A 16478-nucleotide genomic window follows, 5' to 3' on the forward strand; every position below is an offset into this window, starting at 1 on the left:
CCAAGCTCTCGCAAGCACACCGCGTCCGAGCTGATGATATCGCCCGAACCCACCAGGTCGATCAAACCGGGCCGAACCTACCTCCACCCGACCGATATTGAACAACCGACCAACAGAGCAACCTCATCTGAGCCAACCGCACCAATCCGACCCACCTGAACAGGCCGAAGACGGACATTGCTTGCAGCACAAAGGATGTCGGCTTCCACTGCGCCCGGAGGGCGACACACGCGCTAAACACACTGTTCCGAACGCTAGGCCGGTAGATGATCAGCTGGCAATGACCTTGTTCGACTTGGTGCGGTTACATCTCCAGCACAAGGTCTGAAGGTTGTCGGGCGCGGTCAGCCCGCCCTTGGATACCGGTATGACGTGGTCCACTTCGAGCAGCAGGTGCGGCTCAGCTGCGAGCGAGACAGAGCAGTACCTACAGGTGTAGCGGTCACGTTCCTTGATCATCGTCCGCAGCTTCGAGGTCATCAGCGCCCGCTGACCCGCTACGCTCCTACGGAACTTGATCTTCTCCGACATCGACTCGATCATCGCGTCGATCGTCTCTCGGTTGAGCGTGACAGTCGTGCGTTGCGAGCTATTCCCACCAGCACTGACATACTCGAACACGTACACGGGGTAAGGCACCGTGATCGGCGACAATTCGACCCCGATGTGCTTCATGAACTCGCCTGCGTAGTGCTTCATGATGAACTTGGGTGGGCTGATCGACTGGGTGATGCTGGCCTGGCGCTGCCCGAGGTTGGTAACGGCATCTTCGAGGCGAGTGATGCCATCGCCCAGGTTCTCTACGTCAGCCAGGTCGGTCTCGGTGGGCTTGATGTTGAAGTACTTCATGACGTACTTGATCGGGTCGGCGCTCGCGGCGCGCGCGACCTGCAATGAGCAGTTGTGCACGAACGGCGTCTGATAGGTGACGATGTTGCGGTCGCGCCTGTACCTGTGCCGGCTGGTGTTCTGAAAAGTTGCCAGGTGCGCCTGCGCTCCACTGGACGACCCACCGAGCGCGAACGTGCCTCGACTGCGTATCTCACCAACGTACTGCGCGAGTTCGTTGTGCTCGGCGACGAAAGAGGCGATCGCGTCCTTGTGAGCCAAAAACTCGTCACCCGCGAAGTACCGCGTCATGCGTATATGCCGGATCAACAACACCAGACCCCACGCCCCGAGCAGAACGGTGACAATCGCTGCGATCGGTAGCCAATTCGCTGCTGCCCACTCGATGACCAACAGGATCGCCACTACCGCTATCAGGCCCACGACTACTGGCAACTAGATCGCCCTCCCCGGGAAGTGCTCAGCGTGCGCGTCCTGACGGTCGTGGGAGCGCCCGACAGAGTTTTACGCGCCTGAAGCCAACGCTAGATCGATTCAGCTTGCGGGTGTATCGGCCGAACGTTGTACAGATCAACCGCCGTTCGCTCACAGCCCTGCGGTCTTGTCGATGCTCCCCGCCGCCGTAGGGTCTGAACGACTATTCGAGTTGCGACGCAAGACTTGTCGATGGGTGTTCTCATGCTGCTCGAGGCCCCAAACCATCGTCGGCTAGATATGCGGCGTGCTGGGCTCGCTACAATCTCGCGAACCGCTGCAGCGCGGTCCCTCGACCGCAGCCGCAACGGCGACACGATCGGAAGGCGAAATAGTATGAATGGGATCACCAAGCTGACCGACCTGGACGAGACACACATTTCCCGTGGAACAGTATTTCGACTGCCTGCAAAATGGCCTTACGAGGACATAGTCGAATTCATGATCTACGAAACCCTCGACGAATCTCGACCGTTCGGCCTGATCGTGACAACGGGCTACAAGGCAGGCTTGATACTCGTTGAGTTGCCGCCAGAGAGTGTTACTGGAGAAGCTAATGGATTGAGCACGACCTGGGTTATCGACAATTGGAGTACTTGGATTTACCCGGACAGTCCAGTTGATCAGGTCCGCGTTTTCCGTAGCACCGTTCCAAGCGCACTGGACGAGGAGAGCAATTTACCTCCAAGCTGATGGCTGACTCGCCCTGGCCGCGCACGCCGTGTGCATCGACGATGGACAAGTGCTGCTCGCCTGCGTGCCAGCCGGTGATAACCGGAACACGAGTGGTCATCGGAGTCAGTGTGCTCGCGCTAGCCCCGTGCAGCGCCTTCTGGCCACACAATGTCCACCGGAACACCTCTCGTGTTCGCCAGCTCTACGACTGTGCCCGTCCCACCCTTTTCGCTGGCTCCGCCATCCCACACAGCCACCAACCGGTCGCACGAGGAGAGCATCGCTTCGTTCGCCGCCTCGTACGCCTCACGACCTGCGTCCTCGAAATCCATAAAGCGAACCGTCTCCGCGGCACTGGTCAGCCGATCGAACAGCTCCGCATGATCCGCCTTCACCTTCCGCTCGCGGTAGTTTCGCGAGGGCAGCACAACCTCGAGCGTGCCTCCGGCATCAAGGACAGCCTGTGCGAACACCGAGTCAGCACCACGCGCAATGCAGCTGACACCAACCAGCCCAGCGGAATCCGCACGCTCGGTGAGCAGCTTGCCGATCGCGTCATACACCAGCGGTGCAGTGCCCTCAGTGATGTTCATGTGCCCGGTAACCCCGATGCGCACCACTCACCCCTCCTACGCCGTCGCGACTAGCAACGGTGTCATTTGACTGCGTAGCTCGGCAACCGACCGACTTGCGCGAACCGTTCCGGCGCGCACACCCTGATCAGCTTCTTCCGCACCTGTCCGCACCTGTCCGGCGCTGTCTTGCCGACCACTTCAACCGCAGTCTCCCCGATCCGGCACACCTCCCCCACCTCGCCCTCGATGAGCTGGGCCTCCATCATTCCCGATTGGTCCAGCGCAGCTTTACGCCGTCGCCCCGGACAGCGCACTGGATAGCCTGGTCGATCCGCTCGGCCGCCATGCCCGCTACTGCCGCCGGTATCGATTCCAGGAATGGCGACAGGTGTTCCCTGGGACCCCTCCACACAACCTCCCGCCGACCGAACCCTCCACAAAACACGTGGTCAACCGGCGATTTGGTCCACGCCGCGAGATCCTATAATCTTGCTGAGCACCACCGGTCCGGGTGGCGGAATGGCAGACGCGCTAGCTTGAGGTGCTAGTGCCCTTTAACGGGCGTGGGGGTTCAAGTCCCCCTCCGGACACGTACAGTACGTCCACGGGTTGTGTTGGCTGAACTTCGGCCAACACAACCCGTTTTTCGTGGTTGTAGATCATTTTGAGTCCGAGTTTGCGGTAGATCTCGAGCTTGGCTGTACTGTCGGCGCGCTGCAAGGTCTTCATCAGGCCGCCCAGGGATTCGACGAGTTGGCGAATCTCGTTGCGGCTCAACGTAGGGCGTACTTTCATTGCGGCTTGTGCGGAGGCGAGTTGTGCGACAGCGACTTCCCGTTCGGATTGGACCTGTCTGGTCCAGGTCGCGATCAGTTGTGGGTCCGTGCCGGCTTCCAGTGCTGCTCTGTAGCTGTTGAGCTTTCGGTCATAGTCGGCAAGGGACCGCTGGATCGCGTCCGTCGAGGAGAACGGTATCCAGGGGTCGGGTTGGGCACACTCCCTCTCCGACCGGTTGGCCGAGGCCGAACGGGGCATGATCGAGGTGACGATGCCGGAGATGATCGAACACCGCGAAGCCATCGAACAGGCCAAAGGCGTGTTGATGTATGTCTATCGGATCAGCGCCGAACAGGCCTTCAAGGTGTTGCAGTGGCGCTCGCAGGAAACCAACACGAAACTCCGTGCCTTGGCCGAACAGATCCTCACCGAACTCGACAAAGCGCAACCCCCGCCCGCCACCATCAATGAGTTCGACTCGATACTGTTGACCGCCCACACCCGCGTGCCGCCGACTGAGCGGTAAAGCGTTCAGGCACGCAGAGTTTCGCTCGGTGGGTGGCCGTAGGCACGCTTGTACGCGAGCGCGAACCGTCCTGAATGCGCGAATCCCATTCATCGGCGACGGAGGTCACGGTTGCGCACCGCCGGGTACGGCGGCGCGCAGCTGCTCGTGCGCCGCGGCCAGCCGCAGCCGGCGCAGCATCGCCAGCGGCGTGGCGTCGAGGTGTTTGCGGAACGCCAATTGCAGCGCGCGCACCGTCACCGCGCGGCCGTTCTCGATCCGCACACCGTGCAGAAGTGACCATCGGCTACCTCGCACAGACCGCACTCTGCCTGACGACCGACCGGAGTCATGCCTCGGCTGGCGGAATCGTCTGCCTGCTCGATGTTTTAGCGCCGGGGTGATGTTGGGTTGTGTGTGGTTCCGAGGTGGACGTCGTCGGGTGGTGGGAGGGTAGTGCCGTCGCGGAGCAGCACGGGTCCGACGGGGGTGCTCGGGCCGCCGGGTGGTGGCGGTGGGTTAGGCGTTGGTGACGGCGTGGGCAGGGTTGGTTGGGTGATGGTGGTGCCGTAGCGCGGTGGTTCCGGTGTGCGGTGTGCTGGGAGTACGAGGTCGGCCAGGCCGACGTCGTTGTCGACTCGGGGTACTCCCAGTGGCGGTAGGCCGAGCAGGTCGAGCGCGGTTTTGGTCAGGCTGACATGTGAGCACCAACGGCTATCGATGCCCGGGGTGACGTGGCCACCGAACATCAGCAGCGGAACCCGTGGTCCGTAGGCGAGTTGTACCCCGTCGGCAGTGTGCTCCAAGTCGGGGGTGGCGACGTGGTCGTCGTAGCCGCCCCAATCGTCCCAGGTGAGCAGGAATACCGTGTCGTCCCACAGCCCTGCGGCGACAACGGCGTCGACAGCCTGCCAAATGCCGTTGTGGCCGAGAGTGACATCGGCGGGTGGGTGTTCGTCGGCGGGAGTGTCGTGCCACATCATGGACAGTCGCGGCAGCGTGCCCGCGGCGGCGTCGGCGGCGAATCGGTTGTCGCGCACGATGTTCGGCGAACCGTTGAGCTGACGGTAGAACTCGACGGGGTAGCCGGAACTGCCGGTGTAGGCCTTCCAGGTCAGGCCGTGGTCGGCGGCGTGGCCCGGCAGCGACGGCATATCCCATACCGGCTGGGTGCCCGCCTGGGGTGGGTTGCGCAGGGTGGGGGATTGCCCGCCCACGATGAGCAGGTGGTTGGGGGTGGAGTTCGTGCCGAATCCCGAGCAGTGGTTTTCCAGGAACGCCCCGGTCGCGGCGAGATAGGCGTAGAAGGGCAGCACCGCGGTGGTGTCGAATTGGAGATGCTGCGCCGGGGTGGTGGTGCCTGCGCGTTGCGCCGCCAACCACTTCCCGTAGGCGTGGCGGTCGTGCGGGTGGTCCGCGGCGGGCGGGTTCGGCGAGCGCGGCCAATCATTCGCGACGTTCGCTCCGAAGGGTCGCATCGAACGGAAGTAGTTGTCGGTGGTGTGGTTTTCCTGAACCATGATCACCACGTGTGCTGCCGAACTGGCGGGCGACATACACCAAGCTTAGCCACGAATAGCCGCTGCGGACCGTGCATCTTTGCCGGACTGCCGCGACGATCGAGCAAGCAGCGCTGCCACGGACGCTAGGTCGGCACAAACGCGATCACTCGGCTGCTGGCCCGCCGGCGTAGGCGTTACCGTGGGGCGTGATCGCGTTTCGGGAACGCCCTGGCGTGCACGGGTCCGATCGAAGCAACCCGCGCCGTGCGGAGTTGAATCTTTGTGTTGTGGCGGTGATCCTCACTGCCTGCGCGGGCTCGACGATGGCGGTCGGCGCCGGGGTCGGCGCCGACCGCACCACAGTGCGTTCGCTCGCGGTGTTCGCCGCGCTCGTGCTGTTCGCGCACTTGGCGGTGCGGCGCTGGGCGCCCATGGCCGACCCGGTGATCCTGCCGTGTGCGGTGTTGCTGAACGGGCTGGGGCTCGTGCTGATCGATCGGCTCGACCACGCCGCCTCCGGTGCCGAGGCGGGTTCGGACGCCGGACATCAACTGATCTGGACCGGTATCGGACTGGTCTTGTTCGGGCTGTTCCTGGCTTTCGTCCGCGACCATGCCCGGCTCGCGCGTTATGGGTACACCTGCGGTTTGACAGGTGTTGTGGCGCTACTGATACCGGCCGTGCTGCCAGCACGGTTCAGCGAGGTCAACGGCGGCAAGAGCTGGATCCTGTTGCACGGCTTCTCGATTCAGCCCGGCGAGTTCGCCAAGGTACTACTGCTGATCTTCATCGCGGCGTTCCTGGTGGCCAATCGGGAGCTGTTCACCACTGCGGGTAAACGTTTTCTCGCGATGACTTTTCCGCGGCTGCGTGATCTCGCGCCGCTACTGCTGGTCACCTTCGTCTCGGTCCTGGTGCTGGTGTATGAGAAGAATCTGGGATTCTCTCTGCTCATCTTCGGCACCGTGCTCGCGATGATCTACATCGGCACCGCACGACTGTCCTGGCTGATCATCGGCATCATCATGTTCGCGGTAGGAGCCGTGATCGCCTACTACCTGTTCGATCATGTGCGCGTGCGAGTTCAGGTGTGGCAGGACCCCTTTGCCACCTACTACACCACCGGCTACCAGATATCGCAGTCCCTGTTCGGGATGGCGACCGGTAGACTGTTCGGCACCGGGATCGGCGCGGGTCAGCCGCAGAGCGTGCCCTTCGCCAAGACCGACTTCATCATCGCCACCATCGGCGAAGAACTCGGCCTGGTCGGTCTGACCGCCATTATCGCGGTATTCCTGGTACTCACCATCCGCGGCTTCATCGCCGCACTCACCACCCGCGACGCCTTCGGTAAACTCCTCGGCGGCGGCCTGTCCTTCTCGCTGGGTTGGCAACTGTTCGTCGTGGTCGGCGGCGTCACCAAACTGATCCCCCTGACCGGTCTGACCACCCCGTTCATGTCCTACGGCGGATCATCGCTGCTCGCCAACTACATCATCATCGCCCTACTGATCCGGATCTCACACGACTCCCGAACAGCCCCGACCCCTCCCCCACGCGCACCCCAGGCGATCGACGAGGCGAAAACTGTCCACGTCCGCGTCGACCGGTCCGCCCGCGGCCCCAACGGCTCGTAGTGACCTGACATCCCCGCCGATCAGCAAGCCGCGCCGCACGATCACCCTTCCGCGAGTCAGCGAAGGTCGACCGTGCGGCGGTACGCGGCGCCGCGGGGTCAGACGGTCGGGCATGCCATCCCGGAGTCGTCGGGATCCAAGCGCGGACTGTAGCCCGGTTCACCACGGAACAACGGCGCACGCCCGGCAGCGCGAGCCTGGTCGCAGGTGTCGAACGCCCCTGACGCTGAACCGGTTTGATTGATACCGGCCGACCCGACCGCGGCAGAGCCCGAGTCCACCGCCGAGGAGCCGGTCCCTGAGGACCCCGTGACGGGATCGGCCGACGCGGCCGGTGCCGCGAGAAGCGTGAGTCCTGCGGCGGCTGCGAAAACTGTGAGCCGGCGAACGTTCATCTGATCCTCGATCTGTTGTGAGACAACGGCATCCGGAACCAGCGACGTCGCAACCTCACCGACATCCGCAGCCCCGGTGCGGGCGGGCGAGGGAGGATAACTCGATTTCCGATCGTTTTCCCTGCTGCGACTTTCCGAAGAAGTTCCACTCGCAGGAAAGCCGCCGGGCCGTAGCACCATCCGATGACCAGCCGCTTCCCGCACTGAGCCAACCGGCCAGCGTGGTGCGCCGGAAGATCAACTGGCCGTGTTCCATTCGAGGCCTGGCCGAATCACTATATTGCCACCTGGCATGCGTTGGACAATCGCTCAGATCGGTTGGGCGACATGGTTTCCCAACGGGCGCTCATGCCGATTGCGGGATAGCACTCCACTCCGGCGCACCCCGGAGCCGTAGGTCATGCTGGAGAGTGGCCATAGCCGAAGGACGTCAGGCGGTGGCGTCAAACGCAACGCACTCTTTTTTGCCGCTGGGCGCGCGTTGGTCGGCCGTCCAAATCCGTTGATCGACACGGCTTCTCAACGCGCGGAAATGCCGAATTGCGTGCATTTGCGTGGGGTCGGAGCAGTCTCTGAAGGACATGCCGACGGGGTCGGTTCGGGTCAGGGATTGGTGTCGGAGAGGATCGCCCATGGACCGAGAGTGAACCCACCGTGGCCCCTGCGGACTTCCACGGCGCCCGCGCCACCGAAGTGTGCGGGGACGAGCAACTCCTGTTCATCGGCCGCCCGCTGGAGAATCCGGCGGCGACTGATCGCTGCTTGCTCAGGGGCCAGGCAGGCGTTGCTGTTGCAGCAGGGGTCGAGGATTTGCACCGGGCTGTGCAGTAGATCCCCGACGAAGACCGCCCTGTCGCTGCCGGAAGCCAGACGCAGCACCGACGAACCGGGGGTGTGGCCGGGTGTGGCCTCCAACGTCAGGTGTTCATCGATGCGGTGGCGTCCGTCCCACAGCACGGCCTGTCCGGCCTGGTGGATCGGCGCGATACTGTCTTGGTAGATCAGGCGGTCGACCTCCTGACGGCCGTTGCCGTAGGAGTTGTCCGGACCGTAATAGTGGTCGTCGGCGGCCGGGATGAGGTATCGGGCATTGGCGAATGTCGGTACCCACTCACCGTCCGCGTCGACGGTGTTCCAGCCGACGTGATCGGCGTGCAGGTGAGTGTTGACGACAACGTTGACATCCTGCGGGTGGACACCGGCCCGCATCAGGAGGCCGAGCAGATCACCGTGGCAGTGGTGGAACGGCGGCATGCCCGGCCGCTCGCGCCCGTTGCCCGCTCCGGTGTCCACCAGGATGGTCTGCCCGCCACTGCGCAGTACCCACGTCTGCAGCGCAAGCACCGCGCGGTCGCTGTCGGGGTCCCAGTGGTCCGGTGCCAGCCAGTCCTCGTTGTCCTTCCACACTTCGGCGCCAATGCCCGGAAACATGCCGCGGGTAGGCGCGAACGGCCGGTGCCACTCTACGATCCGGATGACCTCGACATCTCCCAGCACCATGCTCTGCACGCTCTCGTTCTCGTCCGTCACCTTATCGACCTTAGAAAACCGAAACGGTCCTCTCAATACGCTTCCAGCTCAATGAGATACGAATCCGTCTCATTCTCTGTACGGAGAGATATCCTGGCTGAATGGATGTGGTGAGCGACGCGATCTCGGTCGCCCGCCTCGGGCACCCCTGTTCGCGCCGGATGCGGCTACACGGGAGCTGGAGTGTGCGGCTGGACCCGTATGACGGCGCAGGCTTCTACATCGTGCTGAAGGGCAGCTGCTGGCTGCTGATCGACGGCAACACCCCGGTATCGCTTCGTGTGGGCGATGCGGTGCTGTTGCCGCACGGCGCAGGCCATGTGATCGCCGATTCACCGATCGATGCGGCCCTCGCGAAACAGGCGATAACGTTCGAGCAATGGCTCGAGCAAACACAATCCGGGGCCCGTCCTGATCGTGTCGAGACGGAGATGCTCTGCGGCACATACTGGCTCGACTGCAACCGCATGCACCCGCTCATGGCGGAGTTACCCGCGCTCGTCCACTTTCCCCACCGAGTCGGCATCCACCTCGAACTCCGTGCCGCCATCGACCTGCTCGCCGGTGAACTGGACGAGCGGCGGCCCGGTTCCTGCATCGCGCTGCCGAGCCTGCTCGATCTCCTGCTCATCTATATGATCCGCTCGTGGATGACCGAGACCACGAGCGGAGCTTGGCCCAGCGCACTCGGCGACCCGGTAACAGCTGCCGCCCTGCGGGCAATGCACTCGAACCCCGCCGCACCGTGGAGCAATGACCGCCTCGCCGCGGAGGCGGGCGTCTCCCGACCCACCCTGGCACGCCGATTCACCACCCTGGTCGGTCGCCCTCCAATGGCATACCTCACATGGTGGCGCCTGATCCTTGCCGCCACCCTGCTGCGCGACACCCCGGACACACTCGCCACCATCGCCGACCGGGTCGGCTACAGCACCCCGTACGCACTCTCCCACGCCTTCCGCCGAGAGTTCGGCACCACCCCGGGCCGCTATCGAGCACAGGTTGAGGGCCGCCGATCGCCACCGGACGCAGACCAGCCTGACGGCGACATCATCCCATTTCGAGACTATGAGCTCTTGCGGCAGGTGATATCGCCCGGTGCGGTCAGCTGCTCGAAGTAGGCGAGGACAAGCTTGTCCACGCAGTCGATTCCGCGCAGGAATCCGCTGTGCCCGGGACCATCGTTTGTGATGAGCGAGGCGTTCAGGGCGCGAGCCAGATTCACTCCGCCCTGGTAGGGCGCTACCGGATCGCCAGTGGTGGCGACAACGAGAACCTTTGGCAGAGCTTCGATCCCGGATACCTGATGCGGCTGGCTGGTCGGTTGCTCCGGCCAGAACGCGCAAACATCCAGTGGCGCTTGACCTTGGAAGCGGCCGGTATCGGCGAACGGCGCCGCGTCGATGCCGAGCTTGATCTCTTCGGCGGCCTTTGCTCGATCCGTCGTACGCGGTTCGTCGAGGCACAGAGTTGCCTGCCCTGCCGAGCGGTCGACCACGCCGCGGAACTGGTCCGAGAGTTCGAGCAGGGTATCGCCGTTGCCGCCGGCAAGCTCGCGCAGCCCCGTGGTGACTTGCGGCCACAGCTGAGGGATATAGAGCGAGTAGACCACTGCGGATAGTCCGTTGAGATAGTTCAGTCCCCGCGAGTCACGGGTCGCCGCGGGCCGATCCAGGAGCGGGTTGATCAGCCTACGTAGCCGGTCGGTCGCCGCAGCGCTGTCGGTTCCCAACGGACAGGCGCTCTCCTGGACACAGCTGTCGGCATATGTCTGGAACGCCGATTGCAGCGAGGCATTGGTTTTAACTGGGTCGGACATCCGGGCCGCCGGATCGAGTGAGGCGTCGAGCACCAGGGCGCGCACCTTGTCGGGGAAGCGTTCGGCATAGCTCGAGCCCACTCGCGAACCGTAGGAGACGCCCAGCGCATTGAGCTGGTTCGCACCGAGTGCGGCCCTGATGATATCGAGATCCCGGACTGCCTCGCGGGTGCCGAGATGTCCGAGCAGTTCGGTACCCGTCTTCGCGACGCATTCGGCGACATAGTCGCGATTGTCCTGCTCGGACCGCTCGATTCCGGTCGGCGACATATCCGTCATCGCCCGCAGCTGAATCGCCTCGAGCCGTTCCTGCGAGACGCAGCGCACCAGCGGGGTGGATGCGCCGAGCCCGCGCGGGTCGAAACTGACGACATCGAATTTCGCACCGAGCCCCGATTTCCCGAAGACCGCGGGCACGCGGAGCCCAGGCTGGCCCGGACCGCCTGGGATTACGACCACCGCCCCGATCCGCTTCCCACGCGCGGCCATCCGTGAAACGGCGATCTGCGCGGTATTGCCCTCGGGCTTGTCGTAGTCGATCGGCACCTGCACCCGCCCGCACTGCACCTCGTTACCGGTATCTTCGATGCCCGCGAACCCGGCGCACGACCCCCACTCGACCCGCTGGCTGTAGTACTTGTCGAGGTCCGGTTCCGTCCGTGTGCCCCCCGGTGTGGCGATGCACGCGGCAACCAGTGCGCCGCAACCGAGCACCACCAGCAGCCGCATATGGCGCGCGCCAATGAATCTCATCGAAGTCCCCCTCCTATATGTTCGATTATCGCGCGCACCCTAACGATTCGCCGCTAACCCCCGGAAGAATGAGTTTTGTCACGAGGCTCCGGCACTGGAGTTTCCGAGCAATGCGTATGGGGTGCAGTTGGATTGGGCGCCGAGCGCACGTTGCTCGAGATCTTGCGCCGACCGGAACGGCGAAACTGCTCTCCGGCTACCGGCGAGGACATCACCGGCTTGCCGACGGTTGGCGGCCGGCCTCGGACTGGCTGACCCCCAACGCTTCTCCAACGTCCGGATCTGCCGAGTTCAGTGCATCAATGTACGGGGCCATACGGGGGCGGTATCGGGCTAGCATGGCGCGCGTGTGGTTCAAGAAGTACGTGATCGTGTTCGGGGTGCTTTTGGTGTTGTCCTGCGGGTTGTGGGTGTTCGGTAAGTGGGTGGAGAATCCCGCCTTGTTCGACTTCTCGGACTGTTCGGGGGCCTACTGCCCGCCGGAGGTGTACCAGTCCATTGCCGCGCAACCGACCGTGACGACGGGGCCGGATGGGCGGGGTTACGATGCGGCTTCATCGGTTTCGTGTTGTCGATGATCTGCGATTTCCTACATCTCAGCAACGCACGGAAATCTATGCCGCCGAGCGCACGGACCAAAAGTGGCCAGTGCGAGCCTGCGGAAGGGCAACGGGCCGAGGGTGATCCGAGGTCGGCCGAACGCATCATCATGCCGATGAGCGTGAGTAGGTTGCGCTTGGCGCGACAGGCTCGAGTCCGGCGTTGTCGGGCGTGCGCGTGGGAATGTTGATGGTCGGGTGTCTATTCGCCGGTGCGGCGCCGTTGGGCGGATTCGATGAGGTCTTGGCCGACATCGCCGAGGAATTGGGCCATGGCGCGTAGTCGTATTCCGGCGGGTGTGGCTGGGCCGAGGGTGTCGGCGCCGTCGCGGGCTGCGGTGGCGACGAGGTTGTTGAGTTGGGCGCTGGCCAGCATGGCCCGGTACCACACGTCTTCGTCGATCACGTAGCGGTCGCGGCGGCTGGCGGGGTCGCGTTCGCGGCGAATCAGTTCTTGTGCTTCGAGGTAGCCGACGGCTTTGGAGATCGATGCTGGGCTGACCTGGAGTCGGGCGACCAGTTCGGCGGAGGTGAGGCTGCCGCTGTCGGTGGCGTAGAGGCAGGCCAGCACACCGGCCATCATGCGTGGGATGCCTGTGTTGTCCAGCAGCGTGGTGAAGTGCGCGGTGAACTCACGCACCGCGTGGGGATCGCGTCCGTCGGTGTCGTGGTAGGCATCCGGAATCGGCTGGTGCGCGCGGCGATTGCGGCGTGCGCGAAGTCCGGTCTGGTGATGAGCGCGATCGGCTCGATAGTCGTTGGGTCCGCCGTTGCGCATCACCTCGCGGGTGATGGTCGAGGTGGGACGTTGCAGGCGTTTGCCGATCGCGGCGTAGGACAGCTTTTCGGCCAGCCCGGCGGCGATCTGCCGACGTTCCTGCTGGGTAAGTCGGCCTCCTGGCATCGGATTCCTCCTTCGGGTCCGGCGATCAGCCGGCCGCTCGTCCTGTCTCATTGCAACACGATGAGAGTATCGCGGCGCATTAACCGGCAGCTTCATTGCAACGATTTCAGACAAACAACCAGCAAATATGCCTCATTACCCTTGGATTTTAATTGCCGAGATTGCGAACGCAACATAGCTTTTCTCTCATCACGAAGACGAAATCCGACTCGAAGGAGCCCACGATGACCACCAGCCCGGCCACCCTCACCGCTACCGTTCGCACTGTCCTCGACCATGCCGTGGCCGAGAACGGCTATCCCGCCATGTTCGCCGAGATCCGCGACGGCAAGCAGTCCTGGTTCGCCTCGGCCGGCGTCGCCGATCTGAGCTCCGGTCGTGCACCACGACAGGGAGACCAGTTCCGAATCGGCAGTGTCACAAAGACTTTCACGGCCACGATCGTGTTGCAGCTGGCCGCGGAATACCAGCTCAGCCTCGACGACACCGTGGACAGATGGCTGCCGGGCCTGGTGCGCGGTAACGGACACGACGGAACCCGCATCACCATCCGCCAGCTACTCGGCCACACCAGCGGGATCTTCGGCTACACCCTGGACGCGACCATGATCGAACGGTTCTACAGCCCTGCCATGCTCGAGCATCGATTCGACGCCTACCGGCCCGACCAGCTGATCGACCTCGCCACCTCGAATCCGGCCGACTTCGAACCGGGCACCGAATGGGGCTACTCGAACACCAACTTCGTACTCGCCGCGATGATCATCGAGAAGGTGACCGGCCAAACCTACGCCGACGTCCTGGATCAGCGGATCGCCCGCCCGCTGGGCCTGACCGGTACCTACGCACCGGGCAGCGAAACCGAAATCCGCGGAACACACGGCCGCACCTACTCGAAACTGATGCTGCCCGACATCGACGCACCTGTGCACGACGTCACCGACCTGAGCGCCACGTACGGCTTCGGAGTCGGCGAATTGATCTCCACCGCAACCGATCTCAACACTTTCCTCGGCGCACTGCTGTCCGGCCGGCTGCTGCCGCCGGCGCAGCTGGAGGAGATGCTCACCATGACCCCGGTGCCGGACGGCAAATGGCTCGACGACTACAGCTACGGCCTCGGCATCTCCTCGGTGACCCTGCCCGACGGCACCACCGTCTACGGTCACGGCGGCATGATCACCGGCACCTGGACCTACCTATACGGCACCCGCGACGGACAGCGAATCCTCACCCAGAACGTCAACGGCGACTGGGGAATGCCGCCGCTGGACATCTTCCCCGAACTGCTCGCCGCGGCCTTCCCCACCCAATCCTGAGCACCCCCGGCCTCACCCGCAAAATCCTCAACCGGCCACGACGACGCCGATCACAGGTACACGCAACCCGCGGGAACCGCGACCAGCATGAGACGACCGCGGTGGCGATGGGTAACGCCACCGCAACGGCGTGGACCGATTTGGTCGAGCGGATCGGAGCACTCGGCGGCAGGGGATCGATCGCGGACCTGCGGCCGATATACGCCGACACCGCAGCGAAATTCGACGCAGCCGCGGCCGTCGCGGACCGGGGCGCGCTGAAGGACGCACTAGATATCGCTGCGGTCACGAGGGGCACGGCAGCGGCGGAGGCGATCGCAACGTTGCGGCATTCGGTATTTGCCCAGGTTTTATCGGCCGTTCACCTGGGTTGGCGCATGATTACCGGGCGTCCGCACTGCTCAGATGACGGGGCGGCGCGAGCTTTCCAGATGTTCGACCAGGAGGTCCCATGTCAACTATCCGGGGTAGCCGTGCTACCCGCCGGGCCCGCGTCGCTTGCGCGGCCGCGGCCATGCTCGCGCTCACCGCGACGTCATGCGCGAGCAGTTCCGAGCAGGGATCGGGGATCGAGACCGCCACACCGATCAAGCATCTGGTGGTGATCTTTCAGGAGAATGTGTCCTTCGACCACTACTTCGGCACCTACCCGAACGCGGCAAACATCGACGGCACCACGTTCACCGCGAAGCCGGGAACCCCGAGGGTCGACGGGCTGACCCCGGATCTGTTGACGCACAACCCCAACAAGTTCCAGCCGTCCCGGCTCGGCGGTCCCGGCCAGCAGGTCACCTGCGACCAGGACCACGAGTACAAGGACGAGCAGGCCGCATTCGACAGTGGGAAGATGGACCAGTTCGTCGAGCACACCGAGGTCGCCGCGTGTAAGGCACCGACCTTCGGCGTGCCTGGTCTGGTGATGGACTACTACGACGGCAATTCGGTTACCGCACTGTGGAATTACGCCCAGCAGTACGCGATGAGCGACAACTCGTACAACACCACCTTCGGCCCGTCCACGCCGGGCGCGGTGAACCTGGTGACAGGCCAAACCCACGGTGTGGTCAAGGAATTCATGCCCGACGGCACACCGTTCACCGAGGGCGAGGTGCTCGACAACGCGGGCAACAATCAGGGCACCATCATCGGAGACCCGCAGCCCTTCGGTGATGACTGCTCGAGCCGGGACCAGGTTCAGCTGTCGGGCACCAATATCGGTGACCTGCTGAACAAGAAGAACATCACCTGGGGCTTCTTCCAGGGTGGCTTCAAGCCGACCGAAACCAAGGACGGCAAGGCCGTCTGCGGTGCGACACACAACGTGGGAATCGCGTTGGGCGGCACCGGAAAGTCCGGTGACAAGGCGTTCGACACCAAAGGCGACTACATCCCCCACCACGAGCCGTTCCAGTACTACGCATCCACGGCGAACCCGCACCACCTGCCGCCGACCACGGTCGACAAGATCGGGCAGACCGATCAGGCCAACCACCAGTACGATCTGTCGGATTTCTGGGCCGCCGCCGATGCGAGCCATCTGCCCGCGGTGAGCTACCTCAAGGCCCCCGGTTACCAGGACGGTCACGCCGCCTACTCCGATCCGCTGGACGAGCAGGCGTTCCTGGTCGAGACGATCAACCACCTGCAGAAGCTGCCCGAGTGGCAGGACACCGCCATCGTCATCGCCTACGACGACTCCGACGGCTGGTACGACCACAAGGCCGGACCCGTGGTGAACACCTCCGGCTCACCGGAGGACGCGCTGACCGCCGCAGGTCAGTGTGGTGACGTGGCGGCCAAACCCGCCACCTACCAGGGCCGCTGCGGTTACGGTCCGCGACTGCCACTGCTGGTGGTCTCGCCCTACGCCAAGTCCAACTTCGTCGACCACTCGGTGACCGACCAGTCCTCGATCCTGCGTTTCGTCGAGGACAACTGGAAGACCGGCCGCATCGGTGACGACTCGTTCGACGACCGCGCCGGTGTGCTCGACCCGATGTTCGACTTCAAGGCCGCGGCCCAGCCCGCATTGGTCCTGGACCCGAAGACCGGTGCCACCAAGTAAATAGGACCCGACTGTGGGGGGGTTGGGGGGGAGATAACCCCAACCCCCCCCCAATTTTGATAAGACTGGCGGGGTGGGGGGGTGTTTGGGGGTGGCAGGC

General features: G+C 63.9%; 14 protein-coding genes and 1 tRNA gene. 7 read left to right on the plus strand and 8 right to left on the minus strand.

What is annotated here, in order from left to right:
- Positions 1-270: 270 nt before the first annotated feature.
- Positions 271-1206: an HNH endonuclease gene (locus ACFWF1_RS35940; protein WP_379283912.1), complete on the minus strand. Its 936-nt coding sequence runs from the start codon at positions 1204-1206 to the stop codon at positions 271-273.
- Positions 1207-1659: 453 nt separating this feature from the next.
- Between ACFWF1_RS35940 and imm45 the strand changes: the two genes are divergently transcribed.
- Entirely contained in the window at positions 1660-2016 is a 357-nt protein-coding gene (gene imm45, locus ACFWF1_RS35945; RefSeq protein ID WP_379283645.1) for an Imm45 family immunity protein, read from the plus strand.
- A 119-nt stretch (positions 2017-2135) separates the two neighbouring features.
- On the opposite strand, the gene ACFWF1_RS35950 is transcribed toward imm45, so the two are convergent.
- On the minus strand, positions 2136-2618 hold the full coding sequence (locus ACFWF1_RS35950) for a hypothetical protein (protein ID WP_379283644.1): 483 nt from the start codon (positions 2616-2618) through the stop codon (positions 2136-2138).
- A gap of 460 nt (positions 2619-3078) precedes the next feature.
- Here ACFWF1_RS35950 and ACFWF1_RS35955 point away from each other — a divergent pair.
- Positions 3079-3163, plus strand: a tRNA-Leu gene (locus ACFWF1_RS35955).
- 443 nt (positions 3164-3606) lie between these two features.
- The gene (locus tag ACFWF1_RS35960; RefSeq protein ID WP_379283643.1) at positions 3607-3876 is read left to right on the plus strand and encodes an ANTAR domain-containing protein; all 270 of its coding nucleotides are present in this window, start codon (positions 3607-3609) and stop codon (positions 3874-3876) included.
- 105 nt (positions 3877-3981) lie between these two features.
- On the opposite strand, the gene ACFWF1_RS35965 is transcribed toward ACFWF1_RS35960, so the two are convergent.
- A complete protein-coding gene (locus ACFWF1_RS35965; RefSeq protein ID WP_379283642.1) occupies positions 3982-4173 on the minus strand; it encodes a hypothetical protein in 192 nt (63 codons plus the stop codon).
- 71 nt (positions 4174-4244) lie between these two features.
- Positions 4245-5411, minus strand: coding sequence for an alkaline phosphatase family protein (locus ACFWF1_RS35970; RefSeq protein WP_379283641.1), 1167 nt, complete (start codon positions 5409-5411; stop codon positions 4245-4247).
- A gap of 239 nt (positions 5412-5650) precedes the next feature.
- Between ACFWF1_RS35970 and ACFWF1_RS35975 the strand changes: the two genes are divergently transcribed.
- On the plus strand, positions 5651-6994 hold the full coding sequence (locus ACFWF1_RS35975; RefSeq protein WP_379322255.1) for an FtsW/RodA/SpoVE family cell cycle protein: 1344 nt from the start codon (positions 5651-5653) through the stop codon (positions 6992-6994).
- 98 nt (positions 6995-7092) lie between these two features.
- On the opposite strand, the gene ACFWF1_RS35980 is transcribed toward ACFWF1_RS35975, so the two are convergent.
- Complete coding sequence (locus ACFWF1_RS35980) at positions 7093-7569, minus strand: excalibur calcium-binding domain-containing protein (RefSeq protein WP_379322256.1); 477 nt, start codon at positions 7567-7569, stop codon at positions 7093-7095.
- Positions 7570-7992: 423 nt separating this feature from the next.
- Positions 7993-8919 carry an MBL fold metallo-hydrolase gene (locus ACFWF1_RS35985; protein ID WP_379283638.1) on the minus strand — a complete coding sequence of 309 codons (927 nt, stop codon included), beginning with the start codon at positions 8917-8919 and terminating at the stop codon, positions 7993-7995.
- Positions 8920-9020: 101 nt separating this feature from the next.
- Between ACFWF1_RS35985 and ACFWF1_RS35990 the strand changes: the two genes are divergently transcribed.
- Positions 9021-10040, plus strand: coding sequence for a cupin domain-containing protein (locus tag ACFWF1_RS35990; RefSeq protein WP_379283637.1), 1020 nt, complete (start codon positions 9021-9023; stop codon positions 10038-10040).
- On the opposite strand, the gene ACFWF1_RS35995 is transcribed toward ACFWF1_RS35990, so the two are convergent.
- Together ACFWF1_RS35995 and ACFWF1_RS36000 are read right to left on the minus strand one after the other, a co-directional pair.
- Entirely contained in the window at positions 9986-11491 is a 1506-nt protein-coding gene (locus ACFWF1_RS35995) for an alpha/beta hydrolase (RefSeq protein WP_379283636.1), read from the minus strand. The two genes, ACFWF1_RS35990 and ACFWF1_RS35995, sit on opposite strands and share 55 nt — an antisense overlap.
- Before the next feature lie 801 nt (positions 11492-12292).
- Positions 12293-12994 (minus strand): helix-turn-helix domain-containing protein, encoded by a 702-nt coding sequence (locus ACFWF1_RS36000; protein WP_379283634.1) that lies wholly within the window; start codon positions 12992-12994, stop codon positions 12293-12295.
- Positions 12995-13218: 224 nt separating this feature from the next.
- On the opposite strand from ACFWF1_RS36000, the gene ACFWF1_RS36005 reads away from it, so the two are divergent.
- The gene (locus ACFWF1_RS36005) at positions 13219-14313 is read left to right on the plus strand and encodes a serine hydrolase domain-containing protein (RefSeq protein ID WP_379283633.1); all 1095 of its coding nucleotides are present in this window, start codon (positions 13219-13221) and stop codon (positions 14311-14313) included.
- A gap of 451 nt (positions 14314-14764) precedes the next feature.
- Positions 14765-16378, plus strand: coding sequence for a phospholipase C (locus ACFWF1_RS36010; protein WP_379283631.1), 1614 nt, complete (start codon positions 14765-14767; stop codon positions 16376-16378).
- Positions 16379-16478: the final 100 nt, after the last annotated feature.

Origin of the sequence: Nocardia sp. NPDC060255 (genome assembly GCF_042727395.1) — a bacterium.
Taxonomy (GTDB): domain Bacteria; phylum Actinomycetota; class Actinomycetes; order Mycobacteriales; family Mycobacteriaceae; genus Nocardia.